General features: G+C 40.1%; 23 protein-coding genes, 1 tRNA gene and 1 riboswitch. All 24 genes read right to left on the reverse strand.

Going from position 1 to position 26,285, the window contains the following annotated elements; translation table 11 throughout:
- Positions 1–58: 58 nt before the first annotated feature.
- The 24 genes from pgmB to pyrH all read right to left on the reverse strand — a co-directional run bounded on the left by pgmB (position 59) and on the right by pyrH (position 26,283).
- Positions 59–730: a beta-phosphoglucomutase gene (pgmB, locus tag TT13_RS02545; protein WP_027698533.1), complete on the reverse strand. Its 672-nt coding sequence runs from the start codon at positions 728–730 to the stop codon at positions 59–61.
- Positions 727–3,078, reverse strand: a complete 2,352-nt coding sequence (locus TT13_RS02550; RefSeq protein ID WP_027698534.1) for a glycoside hydrolase family 65 protein — start codon at positions 3,076–3,078, stop codon at positions 727–729. Before TT13_RS02550 ends, pgmB begins: the two co-directional genes overlap by 4 nt.
- Positions 3,079–3,099: 21 nt before the next feature.
- A complete protein-coding gene (locus TT13_RS02555) occupies positions 3,100–4,632 on the reverse strand; it encodes a PTS transporter subunit EIIC (protein WP_027698535.1) in 1,533 nt (510 codons plus the stop codon).
- A gap of 17 nt (positions 4,633–4,649) precedes the next feature.
- The gene (locus tag TT13_RS02560) at positions 4,650–5,138 is read right to left on the reverse strand and encodes a PTS sugar transporter subunit IIA (protein WP_027698536.1); all 489 of its coding nucleotides are present in this window, start codon (positions 5,136–5,138) and stop codon (positions 4,650–4,652) included.
- A gap of 12 nt (positions 5,139–5,150) precedes the next feature.
- The gene (treR, locus tag TT13_RS02565; RefSeq protein ID WP_027698537.1) at positions 5,151–5,858 is read right to left on the reverse strand and encodes a trehalose operon repressor; all 708 of its coding nucleotides are present in this window, start codon (positions 5,856–5,858) and stop codon (positions 5,151–5,153) included.
- Positions 5,859–6,392: 534 nt separating this feature from the next.
- On the reverse strand, positions 6,393–7,745 hold the full coding sequence (locus TT13_RS02570) for a DUF2130 domain-containing protein (RefSeq protein ID WP_027698538.1): 1,353 nt from the start codon (positions 7,743–7,745) through the stop codon (positions 6,393–6,395).
- Positions 7,746–7,970: 225 nt separating this feature from the next.
- Positions 7,971–9,800 carry a glutamine--fructose-6-phosphate transaminase (isomerizing) gene (gene glmS / locus TT13_RS02575; protein WP_027698539.1) on the reverse strand — a complete coding sequence of 610 codons (1,830 nt, stop codon included), beginning with the start codon at positions 9,798–9,800 and terminating at the stop codon, positions 7,971–7,973.
- A 129-nt stretch (positions 9,801–9,929) separates the two neighbouring features.
- Positions 9,930–11,012: a SepM family pheromone-processing serine protease gene (locus TT13_RS02580; RefSeq protein ID WP_027698540.1), complete on the reverse strand. Its 1,083-nt coding sequence runs from the start codon at positions 11,010–11,012 to the stop codon at positions 9,930–9,932.
- Between the two features lie 2 nt (positions 11,013–11,014).
- Entirely contained in the window at positions 11,015–11,497 is a 483-nt protein-coding gene (coaD, locus tag TT13_RS02585) for a pantetheine-phosphate adenylyltransferase (RefSeq protein WP_027698541.1), read from the reverse strand.
- On the reverse strand, positions 11,494–12,054 hold the full coding sequence (rsmD, locus tag TT13_RS02590) for a 16S rRNA (guanine(966)-N(2))-methyltransferase RsmD (RefSeq protein ID WP_027698542.1): 561 nt from the start codon (positions 12,052–12,054) through the stop codon (positions 11,494–11,496). Before rsmD ends, coaD begins: the two co-directional genes overlap by 4 nt.
- Positions 12,054–12,368 (reverse strand): YlbG family protein, encoded by a 315-nt coding sequence (locus TT13_RS02595; RefSeq protein ID WP_027698543.1) that lies wholly within the window; start codon positions 12,366–12,368, stop codon positions 12,054–12,056. The genes rsmD and TT13_RS02595 overlap by 1 nt, the downstream gene beginning before the upstream one ends.
- 1 nt (position 12,369) lies before the next feature.
- Positions 12,370–13,587, reverse strand: coding sequence for an FtsW/RodA/SpoVE family cell cycle protein (locus TT13_RS02600; RefSeq protein ID WP_052348514.1), 1,218 nt, complete (start codon positions 13,585–13,587; stop codon positions 12,370–12,372).
- Between the two features lie 223 nt (positions 13,588–13,810).
- Positions 13,811–13,900: transfer RNA gene (locus tag TT13_RS02605), tRNA-Ser, on the reverse strand.
- 78 nt (positions 13,901–13,978) lie between these two features.
- Positions 13,979–15,142: an MFS transporter gene (locus TT13_RS02610; RefSeq protein ID WP_052348515.1), complete on the reverse strand. Its 1,164-nt coding sequence runs from the start codon at positions 15,140–15,142 to the stop codon at positions 13,979–13,981.
- 202 nt (positions 15,143–15,344) lie between these two features.
- Complete coding sequence (gene der, locus TT13_RS02615; RefSeq protein WP_027698546.1) at positions 15,345–16,655, reverse strand: ribosome biogenesis GTPase Der; 1,311 nt, start codon at positions 16,653–16,655, stop codon at positions 15,345–15,347.
- A gap of 82 nt (positions 16,656–16,737) precedes the next feature.
- The gene (locus TT13_RS02620) at positions 16,738–18,582 is read right to left on the reverse strand and encodes a glycerophosphoryl diester phosphodiesterase membrane domain-containing protein (RefSeq protein ID WP_027698547.1); all 1,845 of its coding nucleotides are present in this window, start codon (positions 18,580–18,582) and stop codon (positions 16,738–16,740) included.
- Between the two features lie 173 nt (positions 18,583–18,755).
- Positions 18,756–20,012, reverse strand: coding sequence for a 30S ribosomal protein S1 (gene rpsA, locus TT13_RS02625; RefSeq protein ID WP_027698548.1), 1,257 nt, complete (start codon positions 20,010–20,012; stop codon positions 18,756–18,758).
- Positions 20,013–20,110: 98 nt separating this feature from the next.
- Positions 20,111–20,782, reverse strand: a complete 672-nt coding sequence (gene cmk, locus TT13_RS02630) for a (d)CMP kinase (RefSeq protein WP_027698549.1) — start codon at positions 20,780–20,782, stop codon at positions 20,111–20,113.
- An 87-nt stretch (positions 20,783–20,869) separates the two neighbouring features.
- Complete coding sequence (locus TT13_RS02635; protein WP_027698550.1) at positions 20,870–21,424, reverse strand: LysM peptidoglycan-binding domain-containing protein; 555 nt, start codon at positions 21,422–21,424, stop codon at positions 20,870–20,872.
- Positions 21,425–21,522: 98 nt separating this feature from the next.
- On the reverse strand, positions 21,523–22,980 hold the full coding sequence (locus TT13_RS02640; RefSeq protein WP_027698551.1) for a RecQ family ATP-dependent DNA helicase: 1,458 nt from the start codon (positions 22,978–22,980) through the stop codon (positions 21,523–21,525).
- Positions 22,977–24,029, reverse strand: coding sequence for a helix-turn-helix domain-containing protein (locus TT13_RS02645; protein WP_027698552.1), 1,053 nt, complete (start codon positions 24,027–24,029; stop codon positions 22,977–22,979). The genes TT13_RS02640 and TT13_RS02645 overlap by 4 nt, the downstream gene beginning before the upstream one ends.
- 56 nt (positions 24,030–24,085) lie before the next feature.
- Entirely contained in the window at positions 24,086–24,670 is a 585-nt protein-coding gene (locus TT13_RS02650; protein WP_027698553.1) for an ECF transporter S component, read from the reverse strand.
- Between the two features lie 82 nt (positions 24,671–24,752).
- Positions 24,753–24,883, reverse strand: a riboswitch (FMN riboswitch).
- 113 nt (positions 24,884–24,996) lie between these two features.
- Positions 24,997–25,557 carry a ribosome recycling factor gene (gene frr, locus TT13_RS02655; RefSeq protein WP_027698554.1) on the reverse strand — a complete coding sequence of 187 codons (561 nt, stop codon included), beginning with the start codon at positions 25,555–25,557 and terminating at the stop codon, positions 24,997–24,999.
- A 3-nt stretch (positions 25,558–25,560) separates the two neighbouring features.
- A complete protein-coding gene (pyrH, locus tag TT13_RS02660) occupies positions 25,561–26,283 on the reverse strand; it encodes a UMP kinase (RefSeq protein ID WP_027698555.1) in 723 nt (240 codons plus the stop codon).
- Positions 26,284–26,285: the final 2 nt, after the last annotated feature.

Raw genomic sequence — 26,285 nt, forward strand, 5'->3', positions numbered from 1 at the left:
TGCTAACTTCGTAATAAAAAAGCCAGTGGGCACTAATCCCACTGGCTTGTCTTATTCATTAGTGAAGTTGTTCTGCTATCTTGGCTAGGCTTAATTCAGCGGTACTAGCAAAGTTCAACGCCGCTTCATGTAAGACTGTACTGTCACCAATTCCAATTGATAGTTCACCAGCATCATTAATCGACTTAATTCCGGCAGCTGAATCCTCTAAGCCAACTACGACTTCAGGGGCCAAATCAATCGCCGCAGCTGCGGCTGCAAAAATCGCAGGATCGGGTTTGCCAGCTTTAACACTAGCTGGATCAACAATTGCATCAAAATACTTTTCCATCCCTAAGCGTTCGACAATGAACGGTGCATTTTTTGATGCCGAAGCAATGCTCATCTTGTAACCAGCTGCTAGTAGCTCATCAAGGAAAGGGAAAATTCCTGGCAAAGCATCCGCAGAGGTCAACTTAGAAATTAATGCTCGATAATTGTCATTTTTCTTGTTTGCAAGTGCTTCACGGGCGGGTAAATCATATTGTTCAGCTACATCACCAGCTTGCAAAATCAAATCTAAGGAACCCATGCGGTCAATTCCTTTAAGCGCTTCGGCTAATTCCTCCGTCCAAGTTGTTCCAACTTCATCAGCAATTTGCCGCCAAGCAATGGCGTGAAAACGTGCGGTATCAGCTAAAACACCGTCCATATCAAAAGCAAAACCCTTTATTTCATCAAAAGTAATCATTTCTCACCTCGAGTAATTTCTGTAACTTGGTTTGGTAGCAGTTGCACTGCTTGGCCCAAAATTGTCACAGTTAATGCCTTATCAGCCATTACAGTAACCGTATCAGGTTTGATTTCAATTCTAAGTCGGACACCTCTAAAGAACTGCGTAAATTTCAAATAACGCCAGGTTTGTGGCAGATTTGGCTCAATTTCAATCCGACCATCGCGTAAGGTCACCCCACCAAATTCATTTTGGATAACCTCTAAGGTTTCACCCATTACACCGATGTGCACACCTTCGGCAGTTGTGCCACCTTGAATATCATAAAAGTCTGAACCAATTGCTGTCGTTAGATATTCTAAGGCCTCTTGCTTTTCGTTCAAAGTAACATCAATGCCGGCAAAGACTGGTCGTGAAGTCGTTGAACCATGCACAGTGCGTGCCTGGTAATAGTCTTTATTAATTGCTAGCCAATCAGCTGGTAAGTCATAACCTAATTGTTCAATTAGCGTTGCAACCTGCTTAGCACCAAGATTATAAATTGCCATCAAGAAATCAGCTTGCTTAGCAACTTGATAATCATCAGGTGATAGTCCTTCGGCCTTCAAGAGACGATCAATTCGGTGAATATCGCCGTACTTTTCAGTATAAGCCGCAAAGTCAACTTCCTTTAAATCAAAGTAGCCAGCATATTGTGCAACAACCCCATTATCATCAATAACCAAGGCCAACTTATCTGCCACAAGCTTTGCCTTATCCAGTAGGGCCTGATCAAAGTCATGCTCTGCTGCTAACTTTGCAAAATCAAGGGCTGAATCTTCTGCTATCTCCAACAACCAACGTAATGACCAAGCAACCATAATATTGGTATAAGCATTATCCGTAATCCCGCCTTCTTTTGCGCCTGGATATGCCTCATGGTATTCATCTGGGCCCATAACGCCGGCAATATGATAACGGCCATCAGTACCTAGTTCGGCCTTATTCAGCCAGAATTTACTGGTTTCTAGTAATACCGCTAGACCACCGTCATTCATGAAAGTCTTATCATTAGTTAATTGGGTATAAATCCACATATTATAAGCAATCGCTAATGAAATATGCCGTTGACGTCGTGAGTTATCTGGTTCCCATTCATTATTGACGGTATTTAGATGAATATATTGCGCTTGTTCATCACCATACTGACCAGATTGCCAAGGGTACATTGCCCCCTGCTCATCATCAATTTGCGCATTTGCTTTGGCTGCGTTAAGTCGACGAACCCGGTATTGTAATAAGTCCCGGGCCGTTTCGGGGTCATTGGCAGCATAGTATGGAACTACGAATAGTTCATCCCAGAAAATATGTCCGCGATACCCTTCACCTGTGAGACCCCGTGAACCAACCGAAACATCTAAATCACGATTAGCTTTGTGTTGTGCGGCCTGCCGAATATGGAAAATGTTCATGCGAATCATTTTCTGCATATCTGGGTCATCTGAATCTAAGACAATATCAGCATCCTGCCAAACAGCCTGCCAATAATCAACACTAGCCTGCCGAATTGCCTCGGCAGAACTTGCCAAATCAGCTAATACTTGTTCTTTTGGCGCTGCCAATTCAAGTGAAGTCGCAATTGCCATTACTTTAGTAAACCGACTTGGTTGATTAGCCTTTAATGGTAACTCCATCGTGGCCATTTGCACTTCGGTTCCAGTCGCATTTTGATTACTAAATTCACCAGTTGGGCCATAAGTTTTAGCACCAACAACTAAATCAAGTTGGTTCGAGCGAGTTTTCGCTAACAACAAGTCCCCTTCAATGGCAGTTACATCATATTCTTTCGAATCAAACGCCCGATAACGTTCAACATTTTGATTTAAGATACTACCATCAATTAAACTTTCAATCCGTAATTCCGTATCAAAGTCAGCCATTACGTTAACACTCAATGCAAAACGATGATAATTAACTGGATCAACATACTTTTCCCAATCGACCGTTAACTGGCCTGCTGGCAGAGCTAAAGTCACTGTCTCATGTAAGATACCAGTTGCAAAGTCTAAACTAACCTGCCGTTTTACGATTGTTTCTTGATTAAATTCAACTTGTTGCCCTGCCAGATAAAAATTAAACAATTGCGGATTAGGCATGTTTACCATATCTTCATTGACAACATCCCGATCAGCTACCTTAGTTTGCGTTTGATTAAAAACACCCGCTACGTACAAACCTGGATAATGAGCATCATCAAATTTGGCAAAGATTGGCGCTCCCCGCCAACCAATATAACCATTACCAAGGGTTAGGAGCGATTCTTGTCCATAAGCACGTTTCCCGTCAGCTAACCCATCATAAGTCAAAACCCATGTCTTATCTGCCATAATTACCTTAGCTCACTTTCACTATTTAACTGCGTCTTTAAAAGCATTACGCTTCTCAACACCAGCAGTTTCAACATCTGAATCCTTGTAACCGAAGAAGTAGACAAGTACAAAGGCCACAACCATCGTCACAATTGTTGCAATCCAAAAAATCATAAAGTTATTTGGATTGTCCTTAGGTGAAGCAAAGTTAGGGAAACCAATTAGTGAACCGGCAAAGCCGTACATGTGTAAGTGCATGAAGCCGGCAACACCAGCGCCCACAGCCGCCCCGATTGATGACATTAGGAAGACCCGACCATACTTCAAATTAATTCCATACATTGCTGGCTCAGTTACACCGGCAAAGGCAGATAAGGCACCAGAACCAGCTAGTCCCTTTAGATCAGCCTTCTTAGTCTTGAAGAAGACGGCAAGTGCCCCAGTTCCTTGCGCAAGCATCGTAAATGAAACAATCATGTTAATGTTTGACTGACCAGTTTGTGCAATTTGCTGTGTAAGAATTGGGATAACCATCCAGTGAAGACCAAAGATAACCAACACTTGATAAAGACCACCAATGATAATGGCTGCAATTCCAAGGTTCAAGTTCAACAAAGTTGTAATGATTGCAGCAATTCCAGATGAAATAATTGAAATAACTGGACCAACGGCAATCAAGACAATTGAACCAACTACAAAGAGGGTAATCATTGGCTGCAAAATTGGGCGTAATGCCAATGGTAGGTGGTCTTTCAACCAGTTACCAACCGGGCGAGCAAGCCAAGCGGCAAAAATAATTGGGAAAATTGTATAAGCGTATGATGGAATGTTAATTGGCAAACCAAAGTAATTAGCATTCAATGGTACGCCAGCTAAATTACCAAGCAAGGCTGGCGTTACAATTTTACCGTTAACAATATGCGCCGTTGTTAAGTTTTGAATGGCTGGATGAATCATAAAGCCACCAATTGCCGCAACTACATATGGGTCAGATTTCAACTGCTTGGCAGCTGAGAAACCAACTAAGACTGGCAAGAAGTAGAATGGTGCCATTGCTAATGATGAAAGAATCACGAAAGTGTCAGAATTTGGATTAATCCAATTTAGCAAAGTTGGTGTCGACATTAAGGTCAAAAGCCCGTTAATCATACCACCGGCGGCCAATAGTCCAATAATTGGAATCATTGAACCAGTAATTGTCCCTACTAAGGCTTGGAAACTACGTACAAAGACATTCTTTTTAGGACCTTGATTGTTATTATTAGTGGTTGCACTAACGGCGGCGTCAGTTGCCGCATCATCGGTAACTTGTACACCAAGTTGGGCAACAACTTCATCATAGACATCTGCCACAGCTTGCCCAATTACAACTTGGTATTGACCCAAACCTTCATTATAGACAGCCCCCGCAACACCATCTAAACTTTGAATCGCCGCTGTGTCAGCTTGGTTCTTATCTTTCAAGTAAAAACGCAAACGCGTCACACAGTGAATAACCTTTTCAACATTTGATGCGCCCCCCACCCCAGCAATGATTTTAGTTGCTAAATCAGTGTAGTCTTTCTTAGCCATCTCTCTTCTCCTACTTCTTACTTGGCAGTTGCTTTACCCACAATGGTACCGCCAGCTGCTTGCCCAGTGTTTACTGTAATTTGGTCCAAATGGTCCGCTGTATTAGTGATTAAGACCATTGTCGTTGTTGGTAGTTTTGCAATTTTGATTTGCTCCCAGTCGGCAGATGCAATCACTTGTCCACCCTTGACCACTTGACCATCCTTAACTTTGATTTTAAACGGCGCACCATTTAAACTAACCGTATCAATTCCCATATGAACCAATACCTCTAAGCCATCAAAGCGGGTAATCCCCACGGCGTGTCCTTGAATCATCGTAATCCGGCCAGCAACTGGCGCAACAACCTCACTACCCGTTGGCTCAACTGCAAACCCATCGCCCATCATCTTCCCCGCAAAAACCGGGTCAGGTACCGTTGTAAGATCAACCACCTCACCAGTAACTGGTGTATATAGATTTTCATCTTCCGCTAAAGGTTCTTCTTTCTTTCCAAATCCAAACATACTGTTTCCTCCTTACTTATGCCGCCTTGCAAACTCAACGCTAGTAAATCGATCCGCTCGATGGCGAGATTCTGTGAATGATAACAAAGAATTATCAGCTAAATGGGTTTCGCTGCGAATCACAACCATGGCAGTATCCTCTGGGATATGCAGCCAACGGCGATCCTCAACCGATGCGCTTTCAACCGTAATATGTTTAATCGCATAATCAATCGTTAAACCCAACTGATTTTCAAAATAACTAAATAATGAATCTTGTGCTGCACTTTTAGGAATTTCCGTTACTACACTTGAATTGATGTAATCATAATCAATAACTGTCGGCTCACCATCAACATTGCGTCGACGCACAACTTGAATGGCTTGCTCTAATGTAGTACCTTCAAACCGTAATTCTTGTGGAATTGTCGTTACTAGCGTAATTTTCAGCACGTCATTGGTCGATGATAATTGCATTTCATCAACTAATTCCCGATAACTTTCAATCTTTGATACCGGAAAGATAAAGTGCTTCTTTGCTAGCACTAAAGTCCCCTTACCTTTTAGGCGTTGAACGTAGCCATCCTCAGCCAAACTGTTCATCGCTTTACGGACGGTTTCTCTAGAAACTCCATAACGCATCACAAGTTTTGTGTCACTTGGCAAGTAATCGCCCGGTTGATATTTTTCCTCCCTTAAGTCGGCTAAAATATCTTGATAAATCATTTGATACTTATCCATCAGCAGATCTCCTTTCCTAATGACACGCTTATTATATATCGTTAATGTAAGCGATTTCAATAGCTATGTAATCCGCTTTCATTTATTTGACTAGGCAGGTTGCGCAGGAAGCTTAATCTTATAAGCTTCTTCAACTAGGCAACTTTTTTGCTTTTTATGAAAACATTGCGATTTTAATTTAAATACATTAATTAACAGTATTAACAATATACATTACTGAATTTTCAGATTGTTTAAGTACTATATTTGTGGAAAAGCGTCTTAATTTGTTCAATGGCTTTGAAAATCATACGTTATTTTCAACGACTTAAAAACTTAGTCTCTCATGAAACTAAGCTACCAGCTTTTCAGGAAATTTATGCCATACACAAGGTAAACACACACCTATTTACGCAAAAAAAGCAGACCAAGTAAATTTGAAGTATTAACACTTCGAATCGTAACCTGACCTGCTTTTACTATGTGTTTATCTAAATTAGTATGATTTTTTCAACGCATACTATAAACTAAATATTTTTCATGGATAATCTACTTCTAGTCGCCACTATTAAGGGCTGCAAACTTTGCTTGCATCGTTTCATTTCCGCGTGTCAACTTCTTAATTGAAATATCTTGTGCCTTATCATTGGCTAAGCGGAGCTGATTTTCCGATGTTGTCAATTCTTTCTTAATTTTCTCCATGCTAGCAATTGAACGATCAATTTGCTCAATTGCTTTTTGATAATGATCAGCTGCACTTGTGTAGTTCTTACCAAATCGTTCTTTAAAGTCATTGAGATTATCTTCAAAGCTAGTAATATCGATATTCTGTTCACGAATAACGGCTAACTCTTTTTTATAACCCAAGGAGTTACGGGCTGCGTTATTTAATAAGCCAATAATTGTAATGAAGAATTGTGGCCGCACAACGTACATCTTTTCATAATCATGCACCTCAACAATCCCTGTATTATACAAATCATCATACGGTTCGAGTAGCGAAACTAGCACAGCATATTCCGTGTGCTTTTCCTTACGATCTTTATCAAGCTCTTTGAAGAAATCGGCATTCTTATGCTTCTTTGATTTTGAAATATCAGCATCCATCTCATTTTTCATATCAAACATAATCGATATAAATTCTTCGCCATCTTCATAGTTACGAAAAATAAAGTCCCCCTTTGAGCCGGACGTCTTTGAAACTTCATTATCTTTTTCAAAATAAGCATTGGGAAAAGCAAAGGAACGTAAGCGATTAAATTCATTAGAAGCATACTGCTCTAAACTCTCCCCAATTTCTTTAGTTGATTGCTTCGCCTTGAAATCTTTGGCCTGATCTAGTTGTTCTTGCAGTCCTTTGCGCACTAATTCGGCCTTTTCTTTTTCAGTCTTAATCGCTAATTCCTTTTCTTGCTCTTTAACGTTCAAATCGGCTTGTAGTTTTGTTAATGCTAATTCTTTTTTTGACAACTCATCTTTAAATTTGTTTTCAGTTTCCAGCTGTGATTGTCTAATTTCAGCATCCTTGTTAGAAAGCTCCATTTGCAAACCAGTAATTTGTTCCTGTAAACCTTGTTGAATTTCCAACTTTGACTTCTCAATCTCGGCGTCCTTACTGGCTAATTTCTGTTGTAGCTCCGCCAATTGAACCTGTAAGGCTTTTTCTGTTGTAAGTTTAGCATTCTCAACGGCAGCCTTTTGCACATCTTTTTGCGCCTTTTCCCATTGCTCATGTTGCTCAGCAATAACGTTTTTCGTTGCTGTATCCGTTACCGTATTAATTGCCTCAGTGAACACTGATAAGTCAATATTGTTAATGTCTGTCAAATCAACAATATCATTCTTTTTAGCATTTTCTTGCAGTTCAAGTTCAGTTTTTGACCGTGCAATTACCCTAACTTTTGACATTATCCCACACTCCTCTTACATTCTGCATGCTTTAATTTTACACTGATTGCCAGTTAAATATCAGCTAAGTTCTAAGCAATTTTAGCGCAATCCTTAAGCTTACTTTTAAAACAGCCAGGACAAGCTTGCATGTACCCAATTCAATTTATCATTACTTGCTGTAAATAAAAAACTGATCTTTGTATCAAAAAAATGAAACAAGACCAGTTTGTTTTGTTAATTTAATTATTGAACTGTAACTGACTTAGCTAGATTACGAGGCCGATCAACATCAAGGCCACGACCTAATGAAGTATAGTAGGCCAACAACTGAGTTGGTACAACTGAAAGCAAAGGTGATAATAGTTCAACCGTATCTGGCAAAATATAATCATCATTTGCCTTGGCAATTGACTTTGAAACAATGGTAAAGGCATGTGCGCCACGAGCTTGCGTTTCAGCCAAGTTTCCACGTGTTAGTAAGGCCATCTTTGCTTGAGTCATCAAAGCTACAACCGGTGTTCCGTCCTCAATCAAAGCTAGCGTACCGTGCTTCAACTCACCAGCTGCAAACCCTTCAGCCTGTACATAAGAAATTTCTTTGAGCTTCAAAGCGGCTTCTAATGATACAGCTGAATCGACTCCACGGCCAATGTAAAAGGCGCTTGTGGCTGGTACGAATAACTCTTCGGCAACCTTTTGGAAGACCTCTTTATCATCCACAATCCCTTGAATATCGACTGCGATTTTTGATAGTGCTTGTTCCAAATCAAAGTCAAGCTGACTCTGATCAGCAACTGCATAGGCCAACATTGACTCCAAAGTTACTTGTGCAATATAAGCTTTAGTTGAAGCAACCGCAATTTCTGGTCCAGCCAACAATGGCAAAGCATAAGTTGCCTCACGCCATAAAGTTGACTTCTCAACATTTGTTAGTGTCAAAGAATGATAACCTTGGACATTAATTTGTTGCAGCACTTCGCGTGAGTCCGCTGTTTCACCTGACTGTGATAGGAAGATAAAGAAAGGCTTTTCTGCTAAGAGAGGTTGTTCATAAGCGAATTCTGAAGAAATATGCACTTCAGTTGGCTTACCAGCCCACTGCTCAAACATTCGGCCCCCAACAAGACCAGCATGATAAGAAGTTCCAGCGGCAATAATATATAGCCGATCGGCTTCCTTAATTTCACGCAAGATTTCTGAGCCAAATTGGAGCTTCTTATCAGCATTAAAGTAACGAGCCAAGAGATTGCGAATTACAATTGGTTGCTCATCAATTTCTTTTAGCATGTAGAAAGGATAGGTACCCTTATCAGTCTCTGAAGCATCAATATCCAAGTGGAATGGTTCGCGTACAATTTCCTGACCAGCTGCATCAAACAACTTTACTTCAGTGGGATCAACGATTGCAACTTCGCCATCGTGCAACTCCAAGAAATCTTTCGTTTGATCCAACATAGCAATTGCATCAGATGTAACTACATTAAAATCCTTACCAACACCAATCAATAATGGTGACTTACGCTTGGCAACATACATCCGCTCAGGTTCCTCACGGTCCATTAGCAAGAAGCCGTAAGCTGACTCAGAGTCATTTGAGAAAAGCGTCAAAGCCTTGTTAAAGGCCTCAAAAGTTGTTAGTCCTTCATCGGCTACTAATTTAGCGATTACTTGTACCCCAACCTCGGTATCAGTATCTGAATGTAATTTGACATCCTTCAACAAAGTTTCTTTTAGCTCTTCATAATTTTCAATTACGCCATTGTGAACTAAATAGAATCGTCCATCATTTGAAACATGTGGATGCGCATTTTCAACTGATGGTTGTCCATGAGTTGCCCAACGTGTGTGCGCAATTCCAGCAGTACCAGCAACATGTTTTGTTGCCACTAAGGCTTCCAAGTCAGCCACTCGGCCCTTTTCCTTTACCAACTGATCCATATTTTCATCAGCATTAGGGACAAAAATTCCCGCAGAATCATATCCCCGATACTCTAATTTTTCTAATCCCTTTAACAAAACTGGCGCTGATTGATAATTAAGGCTAGTAAAGCCGACAATTCCACAATATGACATAGTTACTCCCTCTTAAAATGGTATATATGAACACCACTGATTTTTTCTTTCAATACCGATATTATCCCTGTATTAAATAGGATTGTCAATTTTCATTCGTCCAAATGGTCAAAATTGGTATAGGTAGGCTTAATGCTTCTCTAAATAACTTACCGCTTCACTAAAGGTTTTAACCGGTACAACCTTCATACCAGGTGCATACTTCTTAGCGACGGCCTTGGCTTCTTGATAATTGGTTTTACCGTCTTCTTCATACTGTAGGTTTTCCTTAGTCGGCTTTAAATATGGTGCAAAGAAAATCTTTGCACCGGCTTGGTAGGCAACAATAACTTTTTTATCAATTCCACCGATTTCACCAACATTTCCTTGATTATCAATTGTTCCTGTTCCAGCGATTGTCCGACCACGGGCTAGATTTAAATTTTTATCCAAAGCATCATACATTTGCAAAGAAAACATCAAACCACCTGAAGGACCACCAATATCTCCCATGTTGGCTTGGATATTAGTATCTGATTTAACATCAACCGCATCTGCTAACATAATGCCAATTCCCGCTAAATATTTAGTTCCTGCCAAGGCAACGGTCTTTTGGCGTGCAACCTTATGGTCGTTACCCCGCTGGTAATTAATAGTAATTTCCGTCCCAACCTTTTGCTTACGAATATAATCTTGAAAACCTTTAGCTGATGGGAAATGTTTGCCGTCGATTGCGGTAATCATGTCACCCACCTTCAAATCAGCCTTAAAATGTGAATTATCCTGAATTGCCATCACATACAAGCCATTATAATGTCTTTTATACGGGATATCAGCTGCTCGAAAGGCATTTACTTTAGCCTCATTCACAGCAGAATTCATATAAATTTTATTAATCTTAACCGAATTTTGCGCTGTGGTACCTGAATTAGCCTGTGCTGCGCTCATCAATGTTGCATGCGGATTAAATAAAGATACTAAAGCGCTTAGTCCAGTTACTTGTTGTAAATAAACTGAAGTTATCAAATACTTACCATCCACTTTAGCCGGTTTTTCATCAATTTTAATGTATGAAGTAAGTGCATCAGCCGCCCCAGGCGTTTCAACGTAAATAGGTAAAGGAACTGTAACTCCTAAGATAAAAATAAGCCCCAAAAAAACGGCGCTTATCTTAGCAGTTAACTGCCAATTAAATCTCTTTTTTCTCTTTTTTCTCTTTTTTCTCTTTTTCATAGTTAGATCTCTTTTTTAAAGCGGCTCGCCAAAGCCTCTGCAACAACAGCAGGTACAAAGTCACTTACATCAGCACCAAAACTAGCCACTTCTTTTAAGGTGCTTGAAGAAATATTTTGGTTTTCTGGCCGTGCCATCATAAATAACGTCTCAATGCCACCTAATCGAAAATTCATCGTAGCGATATCACGCTCATATTGATAATCACGTTCGTTTCGCAAGCCACGCAACAAAACTCCAGCACCAAGTTCTTGCACAAATTCAACCGTTAATCCGTGCATCTCAACAAGCGAAACATTTTGATAATCAGCAACTGCTGCTTGAATTAGCTTCATTTTTTCAGCTGTTGAAAATAAATATTGCTTACTTGTATTCGTTCCTACTGCAATAATTACTTCATCAAACATTTTTGCTGCTCGTGCAACAACATCTAGATGACCATTTGTAAAAGGGTCAAAACTCCCCGGAAAGACTACCCTAATCATGCTTGTCCTCCATCATACTGATATAAACTAACCACCGTGATTCCATAATCTTTAGCTTTAAGAAAGGTAAAACCAGGTAAATCACTAGGCAAATCAGCAGCTTGATCAGTCTCGGCCACAATTAATGCATCTTTTGCAATTAAATTAGCCGCTGTTAAATTCATCAAATCAGCCACAATTGTCTGTTTTGCATAGGGTGGATCAAAATATAACAAATCAAAAGGTGCTTGACCTGTTAATTGTTGAATCACGCTCTCTGCAGTTGACTTAAACACCTTAAATCGTTCAGGTGCTTTAGTCATAGCAATATTATCATTGATGGTTTTTACCGCTGCATATTGTCGGTCGACCAATACAGCCATGTCAATTCCTCGTGAAACTCCTTCAATACTTAAACCACCTGAACCAGCGTAGAGATCCAAAGAACGGCCACCTTCAAAATAAGGCCCGATCATTGAAAAAATTGCTTCTTTAACTTTATCCGTGGTTGGACGTGTAGCAGTCCCCGGAACAGCCTTTAAGGGGCGACCGCCAAATTCTCCACTAATAATTCTCATTATAGTTCCTCTTCATCAACAGGTTCATCAGCTAATTCAACTGGGTCAACAACTAATTCATAGCTGTCTTGATTGTTACTACCAACCGTTGGATCCACTTCTGGCCAATGTGATAGTTTCACTTCGCGAACAAAGCCTAAACGTTCAATTAAAGGAACTTTTGCAGCAACATCTTGATCATTCATTGCAATTACTGCATATTTCATTTTTTCAGAAATATATTCAACTACACCAAATCGTCTTAACTGGCGTGCTTGCCGCATATTTTTTAAATATACTACCACCGAACGGCGGGCTACCAACTCAAAATCCATTTTAAGCCTCCTTAGTCTGGGCTACTTCATGTTTTATCTGCTTGATAATATTCATTGAAATCCCCAACGCAATCGATAATGACCAAATTGACGAACCACCATAGGAAATAAATGGAAAAGTCACACCAGTAATTGGCAAAGCACCGACTACGCCCCCAAAATTAACTAGCACTTGCATGAAAAAATACATTGCAAAACCATAGAGGGTCAAACGATAAAACATTACCTTTGTACGCATCCCCCATGTTATCAATCTGAAAATAATTAAATAAACCAAAGCCAAAATTATAATCACAGCAAAAAGGCCCAACTCTTCGGCAACAATCGCCATAATAAAATCTGTATTGGGTTCTGGTAAATTACCAAACTTTTGTAAACTATTACCTAAGCCACGACCAAAGATACCACCGTTAGAAATGGCATAGAGAGAATTAATCAATTGCAAACCAGACGAAGATGCCACTTGCCAAGGATTAATGTAGGCGATAAAGCGGGCCACCATATAACTCTTACTATTTTCCAAGCCAAATAGGCTAATGAAATTAGGGATAAAGATATAAGCTAAGCCTAATGCACCTGCCCAAGCCACAACTGTAATTGGTCGCCAACGAACTGAAATAATCGTTAATGCAATCATTGTAATAATCAAAACGCCACCAACATCGGGCATGATTAAGTCAAGGGCAACACCAGCTAAGGCAATACCCATAAAGATTTGCGGCCAACGCCGCCTTGCTGGACGCAAACTATCATCTTCCTTCAAGACATGCCCCAAGGTATACGCTAGGAATAAAATCAGCGTTATCTTAAAAAACTCAACTGGCTGTAATGAAATTGGCCCCAATAAAATCCAACCTTTAGCACCATTAATGGCCTGTCCGAAGACAAAAGCAACTAACATTAAAAAGATCGTAGTGGTCATTGCAATCCGAATTAGCCATTGAGTTCGGCGCGTTTGCCAACGGAATTTAACGTGGAAAATTAGTAAAATCCCGAAAAAACCCGTTAGCTGAAAAAAAGCCTGCTTGAGTACATACGATAAAGCTGACCCCGTTGGCATATCTGCACTTGCCGAGTAAACCATGATAGTTCCCAGCATCATGAGAAACATTACGGGTAATAAAATCATCCAATCAATGTATTGATTGGTTTCTTGTAGCAATTGGCGCCAATTTTGGGCTCGTTTGCGTTGCTGCGATACACGCATTTTAGGTGTCATACTGCCCTCCCTCTTTTTTATTTGGCTCACACCAACTTAGTTTATTTTAATTTTATTATATAAAAGACTACTAATAAAAACTATTATACCGACATTTAACTTAATTAGTGCTTTTATTTCACTCATTACTCGAATTTTTATGGGATTTAATCAGATTTTTAAGCAAGCAAACTAAAAAGGTCACCAAGTAAATACTTGGCAACCTTCTTAGCTAAAAGCATTAAGGAGATAGAGGGATTCGAACCCTCGCGCCGGTTTCCCGACCTGACGGTTTTCTAGACCGTTCCCTTCAGCCAGACTTGGGTATATCTCCAATAACTACTCTCAATATGCTACTAAAACTTTTTAAAACTAGCAAGCAAAAAAACTTTTTTTAAATAATTAGTTAAATTTAAACGTGCTTGATCTTAATAATCAAAAATGTAGCTGCGCTTGCTAAGAGAATTGTCGCTATGAAAACTATATTTTGAACATAGCCCAGCGGATCAATCCCATAAGCTATTCCATAAGCGGTTGGTCCAAGTGCAGCTAATAAATAACCACCTGCTTGGGCCATGCCAGAAAGAGCAGCCGTCTGGTTTGCCGTTTGCGTTTTTACGGCAAACATAGTTAAGGTAAAAATAAAGAAAAAGCCAATAAAAATACCAACCAGTAAGGCTTCAACTAACCAAAAACTAAACTGGTCATTTTGGAAAAACATCATTATTGCGGCAATCAAGCCTATTGCCGTAATTGCAGCGACTAAAATCAATAACTGTTTAGAGCGTAAAACCGTTACAAGATTTGGTATCAATAACGCAATTGGAATATTAGTAATCACCATCATCGTCATTCCCAAAGCAATTTGTTGGCTATTTAGATGATGATAGGCCATTAAAACCGGTAGCCAAGCGATAAAGACATAGTTCAACATTGATTGGCTCCCAAAAGCGATTAAAAAAGGCCAAGCACGTCGATTACGCCAAGTTTTAAATTTTACCTGCTTCCAGTCTTTAGCTGTTGGTCTTGGGCGAGTCGGTAAGGTTTGCATCGCAAAAAACCACAATATTAGCACTGCCAATGGAATTAAAAAGAGCAGCCAAATCACAACATGCCAACTAGTCAGAGCAATAATCGATGCTGTTGTTAAATTAAAAATAATCGTCCCAGCCATAATCGCCAAGGAGTATAAAGAAGTCATTACCCCAATCCGTTGTGGAAAGTATTCAGCCACCAAAGTTGGCATAAAAACATTAAGATGCGCAATTGCAATTCCTATCAGGGCTGTCCCAATCAACATGGTAGGAATCGTTGTAATGATACGTAAGCCAGCCCCTAAAGCCAATAGCCCCAAGATTAATAAAGTCGCAGACTTCAAGCCAAGCCATTCAATGGTCTTACTGGCAAAGTTTGAAATAAGCATGAACATCGCTAAAGGAATCGTGGTTAAAATGCCTAAAGTTTTAATTGGCAACTTTAATGCTTGCGATAAATCATTAAGCATTAAAGGAATTGTCGTAAAAGTGGACCGCATAACTAAGCCAATCATGATTAAGGCCACCATAATCAGTCCCATTTTCTGTTTTTTTATCAAGCTACTGTCCCCCATTTTCAATAACTAAATCATTATACAAACTGTACTTCCCATTAGTACTATTACATCTAGCTTCTAATTTATTCAAAATAAAAACAGTCCTTACAAAAGGGCTGCTTTATATTTCCACTGTCGTTGTATTGCTTTCAAGCATTTAAAACGCTGTAAAACAATTAGCGCCAGTTTATGTGCGCGCACGTTTAATCAAATGAATTGGTGTTCCTGTGAAATCAAAGGCTTTACGAATTTGATTCTCCAAGAAACGTTCATAAGAGAAATGCATCAATTCAGGGTCGTTTACAAAGACCACAAATGTTGGTGGCTGAATTGCCACTTGCGTTGCATAATAAACTCGCAAACGCTTACCATTCATGTTTGGTGTTGGATTCAAAGCCAAGGCATCCATAATTACTTCATTCAAAGTTGCAGACTGAATCCGTCGTTGATGATTTTCATTAACGCGCTTTATCAAGTCTGGTAACTTGTTTAAGCGTTGCTTAGTCTTTGCAGAAACGAAAATAATTGGTGCATAAGCTAAATACTGGAACTCAGCCCGAATCGTTTCTTCAAATTCTGCCATTGTGTGGTTATCTTTTTCAAGCGTATCCCACTTATTGACAACAATAATCACGGCTCGACCAGCCTCATGGGCATATCCGGCAACGTGCTTATCTTGGTCACGAATACCTTCTTCAGCATTCAAAACCATCAAGACCACATTTGAATCATCAATTGCGCGCATCGCCCGCATAACAGAATACTTTTCAGTATTTTCGTAGACCTTGCCCCGCTTACGAATACCAGCAGTATCAACCATGGTAAATTCATCCCCTTCAGGGGTCGTAAAGCGTGTGTCAATTGCGTCACGCGTTGTCCCAGCAATATCTGAAACAATCACACGTTCCTCACCTAACATCGCATTGACCAATGATGACTTTCCAACATTTGGCCGACCAATCAATGAAAAACGAATCGTTTGATCTTCTTGTGTCTCTTCTTTGGCTGGGAAATGAGCCATTACTTCATCGAGCAAATCACCCAAGCCAGTACCATGCGCACCAGAAATTGGGAATGGATCACCAAAGCCTAGGGCATAAAAATCATAAATATCAGCTCGCTTCTCAATATTATCAACTTTATTAACTGCCAAAATCACGGGCTTATTTGAGCGGTATAAAATTTTAGCAACCCGCTCATCAGCATCAGTCAACCCTTCTAGGGCTGAAACCATAAATACAATCACATCGGCTTCATCAATTGCAATTTCTGCCTGTTGGACAATTTGTGTCATAAAAGGCTCATCGCTCATGTCGATTCCACCAGTATCAATTAATCGGAACTCACGGGTGAGCCATTCAGCTCGCGTATAAATCCGATCACGTGTTACGCCTGGCGTATCTTCAACAATTGAAATCCGGTCACCCGCGATTCGGTTAAAGATTGTTGACTTTCCAACATTTGGACGGCCAACGATGGCAACAACTGGATATGCCATTTTGCGCCTCCTTTATTTTTTCATAAATACAATTTTACTTAACATTTAATTTTAGCCTATTTATTAGGATAAAGATAGTTAATTATACGTCACGGTCTTGCCAATTCGTATTTAAAAAGCTATTCAGCACTCGATTATTCATATCACGGATATGAATTCGTATCTTTTGAGCATAGGTCAAATTTTGTGGATCATTAATTACCATATCCCTTACCAAGGGCATATCGTCACTAATTAATGCATCAACACCATAAATACGCATTCTTTGGACCGTATCAGCATCATCAACATCCCATGCGAAAACTTGCTTTCCCTGTTCTTGTGCATCAAACACAAAACTTTCATCTAAACTAGAGACTTCCATTGAAAATGCATTGGCACTAATCATTGGCACTCCTAAAATATTAAAGGGCATGATATAACTAGTAGTCGTTTTGGGCAGTTGCTTACGCGCTTCTTTTGTAACTTCTAAACTCAAAGAATGAATCATCGCTTTATTAGCAACAACTTGTTTTCCATACTGCTTTATAAAATTGTCTGTCACTGCTTTAGCATCTTGACCTTGATTTACTTTAATTTCAATTAATAACTTTTGATGTAATTTATCAGCTGTATTGAAGTATTCCGTAAAGCCAGGCAACTTAGCATGATAGCCATTTTCACTTAATGGTAGATTAACTAAATCACGATAGTCTTTACTCTCAACCTTCCAATTTTTATTTGCTAAGGTTTGTAGATTATCATCATGCATCACCACAAATTTCTTATCCTTGCTTTGCCGGATATCCATTTCAACATAATCAGGATGATAATTTTTACTGGTAAATTTTAGCGCTGGAATCGTATTTTGTACACCATGATTATTAGTTAAGCCGCGGTGTGAAATTAACATAGGTTTAGCTAATTGCTTTGGTTGTAAATAGAGATAATTCTCTAAAAACACCCCAAGGACAAATACTCCAAGAAAGAGTACTGTCACTATCCAGCCGAAAATTCTGGCTAGGATACGAAAACGGCGGAAAGGTGGTAGCTTAATTGCTTCTGGTAGTACTGCTTGTTCGTCTAAAAGCTGGATTATTACAAAAAAGATTAACACTAGCAACAAAATTAACTGAATCATGCCTACCAGTTGAACCAAAGACAAATTAATGACCGCACTAGCTAGAGCAAGGTGCGCAAAGTGTGTGTCAACATAACCTTGAATTGCGACCAAGCCGGTTGAAAAGGCTACAAAAATCACAACTAAGACCGCAACTAACAGCAATAATTGCCAGAAGAAGCTCCAAAACCGTCTGCTTGTTAATTGCCAACTTTGCTTAAGAGCATAACGTAAACGTGATTTTTTTAAAATAACTAACGGTAAGACTAAAATCCAACGCCAGGCTAGATAAATACTAGCCAAGGTCACCAATAAATAAATAATTTTAAAAAGCCAAGGGCCAGTAATCACCACACTCATAATAAAGCTAGGAATTCTGATTCTTGAAATAAAATCAAGATTCCCCGCAAATCCACTTAGCGGTAAAATCACTAAGAAATAAACAATAAAGAAACCAATTGTTGATAGCCGAATTTGTTTTAACCGTCCGATTACTAAAAACATTAGTTGGCGAAAAGTGACACTTTGCTTTTTAGCAACAAAATATGCCAAAAAAACTAAAAAGCTAAATTCAATATAAACAAAAATTAACATTATAAGTACTACCAAAACTAGGGCGATGGTCGTCCAAATATGTTTGGTTAAAATATTAATAACATCGTCAACTGAGATTGTATTTATATGTTCATTTGCTAATATTCGATTAGTTAAAGCAATTAAAGCTGGTGTGACCAAAGCAATCACTAATATATGAAATAACAGTATTGGCTTAATATATTGCCGGCTCGTCCCCAAAAAAGTCCGCAAATTCTTTAAATATTTTTTCATCCCTAACCCCTTAAGTTTACTTGTATTAATTTTATCATTTTCAAAACTTAATGGGTAAATTGCTAATAATATTTATTTGCGCAAAACAAAAAGGGCTAACTGAATCAACAGTTAGCCCTTTTAAACTAAATCAGGCTTGCACCAAATCTAGTAAGCACAGTAATGCGCTTTTATTAACGGAAGTCCTTTAGGATGTCACCAAAGGCGTCACCCAAAGTTGCAGAACCTTCTTCGTCTTGTGTTGAGTAGTTCATAGGAGCTGACTCTTGACGTGGACGACGGTTGCGACGTGGACGGTCGTTGTTGCTGTTATTGTTGTTGTTTGAACGCTCTGAACGCTCTTCGCGTGCAGGAGCTTCTTCCAAAGCCTTGATTGACAATGACAAACGTTGCTTGTCAGGGTTTACTTCCAAAACCTTAACCTTAACCTTGTCACCGGCCTTCAAAACGTCTGATGGGTTATCGACGTGCTTGTGTGAGATTTGTGAAACGTGCACCAAACCTTCAACACCTGGGAACACTTCAACGAAAGCACCGAAATCAACGACACGCTTTACAGTACCTTCGATAACTGCACCTTCAGGAGCTTCAGTTGCTGCTGCTTCCCAAGGTCCTGGTTGTGTTGCCTTGATTGACAATGAGATACGCTCTTTTTCAGCGTCCAAACCAAGAACCTTAACCTTAACTTCTTCACCAACAGACAATACATCTGATGGTTGTGAAACGCGTTCGTGTGAGATTTCAGATACATGGACCAATCCGTCAACTCCACCAAGGTCGATGAAGGCACCGAAGTTAGTCATACGGGCAACCTTACCCTCGACAACATCTCCAACAGCCAATTCGTTAAAGACGCGGGTCAAAGCTGCTGCGCGCTCCTCATTCAAAACATCACGGCGTGACAAAATCAAACGACTGTCAGCTGCGTTGATTTCAATAATCTTTGCACGAATAGTTTGTCCCTTGTATTGGTTCAAATCTTGCACAAAACGGTTTTCAATCATTGAAGCAGGTACGAAGCCACGTACACCTTCAACATCGACAACCAAACCACCCTTAACAACTTGTGTTACTGGGGCTTCTACAATGTCATCGACATTGTGCTTGCTTGCGATTTCTTCCCAAGCACGACGAGCCTCAAGGCGACGCTTTGACAATAGGTATGATCCACCTTCTTTGTCAGAACCGATAGTTGATACAACTACCAAATCCAAAACGTCTCCAACCTTGACCAAATCGTTAACGTTAGCATCACGATCAGCTGTCAATTCGCGTGAAGGAATTACACCTTCAACACCGGCACCTTCGATACCTACGATAACTTGACGGGCGTCATCAATGGCCAAAACTTCACCCTTAACGACATCACCAACTTTAACTTCGGCTACGCTGTCAAGAGCTGCCAATAGCTCGTTGTTCTCTTCGTTCATTACAATATATCCTCCTGGTCACACGACTCTAGCAACAATTATACTAAAAAGTCCGCATAATTACTAGCGATTTTTGTGACTTTGTTTAAGTTTTTCTATTATTTTAAAGCAGTTGCAATAATTGCCTCAACTGCGGCCACAACTTCTTGGATTGTTAACCCAGTTGTATCTAATTCAATTGCATCTGCCGCCTTTTTTAAAGGTGATACCGCCCGATGTGAATCAAGGTAATCACGTTTAGCAATGGCCGCTTCTAAATCAGCCAAGCTACTTGTCTGCATCCCCTTAGCTTGGTTTTCTTTATAGCGGCGTTCTGCGCGTTCTGCGACCGAAGCAATCAAAAAAATCTTAACTTGGGCTTGTGGTAGAACCGTAGTCCCAATATCACGGCCATCCATCACAACATTATCCTTGCTGGCAATCGTTTGTTGTAATTCAGTCATCACTGTCCGCACTGCCGCATAGGCAGAAACCAATGACACATTTTCAGTGACCTTTGTTGACCGAATTGCTGCTGTAATCTCTTGCCCATTTAAAAAGACTTTTTGGACTGGCTCGCCGGGTGCAAAGGTAATATCAATGTTAGGCAAAAGCTTAGTGATGGCTTGTTCATCATTAAGATCAAGCTGGGTTTCTAACGCTGCCAAAGTTACCGCCCGATACATTGCTCCTGTATCTACATAAACATAATTTAAATTTGCCGCCACGATTTTCGCAATTGTTGATTTACCAGCCGAAGCTGGGCCATCAATTGCAATTTGCATTGTCATAATTAATTTCCCTCGTCCTTTTAATGAATGTGCCAATTTACAAAGAAAAACCGAATAAAGCCGTAAGCGGTTCTATTCGGCCTCTGCCTACTTAATTTTTAGCTCTTGCCCATAATATTGGGAATAGTTAGTCGCTGTTAGTCCCGGATTAAGCGCATATAATGCTTCTGGCGTTGTACCGTTATCACGAGCAAAGCTATACAAAGTCCCACTGGCAAACTTAGCCGTCGCATTAGCTGACGAGCTTGATGCCGCAGCCGCTGATGAACTTGCGGCTGCGGCTGATGAGCTTGAGGCTGCTTTGGCTGCAGCCACTGAGCTCTCTGAAGCAGCCTTTTTTGAAGCAGATTTGGCTGCGGCAGCTTTAGAACTTGATGCCGCAATATCAACTTTAGATGTCTTTGTGGTTGAACTTTGTGATAACGCTGCTACACCAGTTGAATCATTATTTGGCTGGTTTAGCTCTTGTAAGTACTTATAGACCGGAATAAAAGATAAGGCGATTATAATCGCCACTAAAATTCCAACAATCATACTCACACGTTGTGAACGGCGCCGGGTTTGCGAACGTGAATATCGCTGAGTCGGTTGGTCGTCAAAAGATGCCTCCCAAGGCTTTGATTGGTTATCTTTTTCTGTCATCTTTGATCTCCCCACGTTCAGTCTGCTTTTTCTAACTCTAATATCATTATGATAATTTAGCACATTTCATCCACAAATAAAACTACTCACTGGTTTTTTTAATCTAAATTAAATAGTTTTGCCATTTTAACCGACCAATTCAGTTTACTTTGGGGATTAGGCCCTATTTTGTCTGGCTGTGCTAATAAAAACTTGGCTAAAGCCTCACTTTGGCTACCGGAACTTTCATTCGTTGCACTAAGTTTGGATAAATCAACCTGACTAAACGTTTTAAGTAAAGTCTGCCGTAAATTCATCGTTGCTTTTGCATAATCAACCATTTCTTTGAGCGCTTGGAGCTTCTCAATCCGTCGTTTCTCAAAAATTAGCGCTGTTTGTGCTAAATCATACCCTTGTTCCTGATAACTAGTCACAACCCGTACTAACTGTGGATCCAACTGCTTAAGGTCAACTTTATCTGTATAAATTAGTTCCAATTGCTGTGTGCTTGGCAGACTACGCTCAATTAAATTTTTTTGTAAATATTCATCACCAGCCGCATATAATAAAATTGCTAAAGCCGCTTGACCATCACGGCCAGCCCGGCCAAACTCTTGTAAGTAATTCGGTAAATCCGCACTTAACTGATAGTGAATCACATAGCGAATATCTGCTTTATCGATTCCCATCCCAAAAGCTGAAGTTGCCACAATTAAATTAAGCTTCCCCAACATAAACTGCTGCTGAATTTTATAACGTGTAAGGTAATCCATTCCCGCATGGTAAGCCATTACCCCGGTTTTGCCAGTGGCTTGCAAGGCAGCTGCTAATTGATTAGCAAGGCGCCGACTACTGACATAGATAATTCCTGGACCAGCTAACTGTCTGATTAGAGTCAACAGACGGGTTCGTTTACTATCCTCATCGACGAATTGTTCAGTATGTAAATGAATATTGGGACGATCAGCGGCTTGCTGATAAACAAACCAACTTTCTTGCTCTTTTAGGGTGAAGATTTCCTGGACTGCCGTCAACATCTTAGGTGTTGCCGTGGCCGTCAGTAATAACAACTGTGGTCGTTGTAACTGCTGGTGAATTGCTGGTAACTTGAGATATTCAGGTCTAAAATCTGGTCCCCAGCTAATGATTGTATGGGCCTCATCAATGACAAATAAATTAATGGTTAATTGCTTTAACCGCTTTAATACCGGCGCTTGGCTCAACATTTCTGGTGAGATGAATAAAAAGCGGTAGTGATTTAACTGTGATATAACCAACTGCCGTTCTTGCCCAACTAAAGCCGAATTAAGCGCAACTGCCCGCGTTTCGCCTAAATAATTTAACCGTGCTACTTGGTCTTGCATCAAAGATAATAATGGCGTAACAATAATTGTCAAACCGGGTCGAAGGCGACCCAACATTTGATAAATCAAAGTCTTGCCGCCACCAGTTGGTAACACCGCCAAGGCCGATTTAGCCATCAAAATCGCTTCGATTACTTCTGCTTGACCAGGTCGAAAGGTCGTAAAACCAAATTCTTTCACCAAAGCTGCTTTTAAATCTATTGAATCAATCATTTAAAAGCCTCCTTCGTCTTTTGAATTGAATATAAGCGGAAATAAAAAAACTCCATTGGATTCGCACTCTGGCGAACAGCTTTAAACTGCCACTGATCAATGTTCCCCTGTAAATGAGTTGCAAAATAGGTTAGTATGCCCTCATCTAAAAAACGCTGATAGGGAAAAGCTGATACATCCAGTAAAATAGCCGCTGTTAATAGATGCTCTCGCACCGTCCCAATCTTAATGCGCCGATAACTGGCAATATTTTCCAAGGTCAACCCTTGCTCAAAAGCGCGTAGGGTCTGCATAACTGGCGCTGGTAGTGGTGCTTTAACTGCAATTGACTGCCACAATTTTTGAATGGGGCTGTTATTATCGAATGCTCTTTGTCGTAAATAGGCCGACCAAGCTAAATAACAATTCCACTGCCAGACTTTGAAATCAAACTGGTTCCAAGTGGCTGGCAAAGTTAATTGTGCCTGTACCTCGCCTGGATCAGCATGACCAATCCAAGTTGCTGCAAAATTGTCCGCCTGCTGACTAGGCAAGGTCTTTAAAAAGCTTTCCAGGTCAGCAATCCACGCTTCTGTTAATCCCTGGCCCCGTACCTGATAATACCAACGACGGACCAAAAACATTAATTGTGGTCCAACCTGCAAGGGGTAATACTGCTTATTTTTGTAACTTAATTCTGACACAATTTGATTTGCTAATAAAAAGCTGTCCTGCCAAGCAGATAAGTTAATACTACCTAACTCAGCTAAATGTTCTGGAATCACATGTTGGCTACGATAATTTTGTTGGGCTGCCACCCCCTTGGCTGTTAATAATAATTGCCCGGCCGAGTCAGTCTCTAACCAAGCTTTTTGCAAAAATGTCTCAATCGTCTGGCTGTATTCATCCTCAGTCAGGTTAGGTAAAAAGCCAATATAATCCAACAATTGATACCTTAAACCACCATATAACGTCGAAACCGTGGTTATATTCTTTAATAAACCAAAAATCACTCTGCTCCGACGGGCTTGCTCCGCGGAAAACAAAGTGATTAAGAAATCATTGTCCATGGCTAGCTCCTAGTTTTCTTACCAGTGTAGCACAGACAAATTATGATGGATAATTGTTATTTTACCAATTCTTTGGCCGTTCTTTTAATAAATGGCTGTAAAGCAAAATATACTACCCCCGTTGCTAGGCCTAAAATTAGACCCTGCACCAGATTAAAAGGTATAACCATATAGAGGAGATAATTGGCCAAGCCAATCATCTTGTTAATATCAAAATTAGCAAAGGCCGCATAAAGTGGTACTGCATAGACATAATTTAAAATGACCATTACTGTGGTTAATGCCAAGCTAGCAAAGAATACGCTAATCGTATAGCGCCGAATTGAGAAATTCTTTGCTCCTCTAACGCCCATATAAACCACGGTCAAAAAAACCCCCATTGCAATTATATTCATCGGTAAACCAATATAATCAGAAACTCCTTGATTGGCTAATAGCAATTTTAAAATTGTCCGAATTAACAAAATCAAATAGCCACTTCTTAAATCTAATAAGAAAGCACCTAATAAAATCGGTACAATTGAAAAATCAATTTTCAAAAAAGCGGCCCCCGGAATCAACGGGAAGGTTGGGAAAATCATTAACCCAAAAGCAATAACTGACAACAGTGAAATCACTGTTAAACGACGTGTAGAACTCATAAAATTTTACCGCTAACTTAAACCGTCAAAAAAAGCCTTTCTTGTATCAGGGCGACACAAAAAAGACGGCTAGTTAGACTATCCTTTTCTTCTTCATACCAGACTATACTGTCGGTCTTGGAATCTCACCAAATCGATCGCTATGCGAGTCGTGGACTACTGCCTACACAGATTACCACCGGTCGGGAATTGCACCCTGCCCTGAAGTATTAAATTTTACGTCTTAATTATAGAACAATTTGCTAACTTTTTTCAAGTCTATTCTTTTGTACAAAAAAAGTGTCCTAGTTTACCACTAGACCACTTTTTACATAAAGAACCCAAACTTAGATTGTTAGGAGTTCCTTTTCTTTTTCAGCAGCGATTGCATCAAGTTCTTTGACTGCGCCATCAGTTGCCTTTTGAATATCATCTTCTAATTTGTGAGCTTCATCTTCACTCAACTCACTATTTTTCAAAGCTTTTTTCGTTTCATCCATCGCATCACGACGAATATTACGAACAGCGACCTTAGCTTGTTCAGCCTCACCCTTAACTTCTTTGGCAAGGTTTTTACGCGTTTCCTCTGTTAATGCTGGAATAACTAGGCGAATAACAGATCCGTCATTGGCTGGCGTTAGTCCCAAATCAGAAGCAAAAATAGCTTGTTCGATATTTTTTAGCGCTGAACGATCAAAAGGGGTAATCAATAGTACCCGAGCTTCAGGAACCGTCACTGACGCTAATTGATTCAATGGTGTGTCTGCCCCATAATATTCTGCCGTAATATTACGCAAAATTGATGGATTAGCTACGCCAGCCCGAATATTTCCAAGGTTACGACGTAAAACATCGCCAGCCTTAGTCATCTTCTCTTTAGCATTATTAAGAATTGAATTATTAGCCATCACTTACTTTCCTTCCACGGTTGTACCGATATTTTCACCTAGAATAACTCGCTTAATATTTCCCATGGTATTCATATTAAAGATAACCAAAGAAATATCGTTGTCCATTGAAAGGGTTGATGCTGTTGAATCCATAACCTTTAAGCCTTGCTCGATAATATCCTTATGCGTTAATGTTTCAAACATCACAGCATTAGGATTCTTGCGTGGATCATCGTTATAAACCCCATCGACCCCATTCTTAGCCATCAGAATTGCTTCTGCATTGATTTCAGCAGCTCGAAGTGCCGCCGTTGTATCAGTTGAGAAATAAGGTGAACCAGTACCAGCTCCAAAGATTACGACCCGACCTTTTTCCAAATGACGAACTGCCTTACGACGTACGTATGGCTCAGCGACTTGACGCATCTCAATTGAAGTTTGTACTCGGGTAGGTACATCTAATGATTCAAGCGCATCTTGCATTGCTAATGAATTCATTACAGTACCTAACATACCAACATAATCAGCCTGAGCTCGTTCCATACCAAGGCTAGCACCTGCTTCACCTCGCCAAAGATTACCACCACCAATAACAACGGCGATCTCTACCCCAAGCTCATAAACTTCTTTAATCTCTTGCGCAATATTGTTAACTGTTTCTGGATCAATCCCATAGCCTTTTGAACCGGCCAAAGCCTCACCAGAAAGCTTTAACAAAACCCGCTTATACTTTACGTCTGCCATTT

The organism is Weissella oryzae SG25, assembly GCF_000691805.2.
GTDB classification, from domain to species: domain Bacteria; phylum Bacillota; class Bacilli; order Lactobacillales; family Lactobacillaceae; genus Weissella; species Weissella oryzae.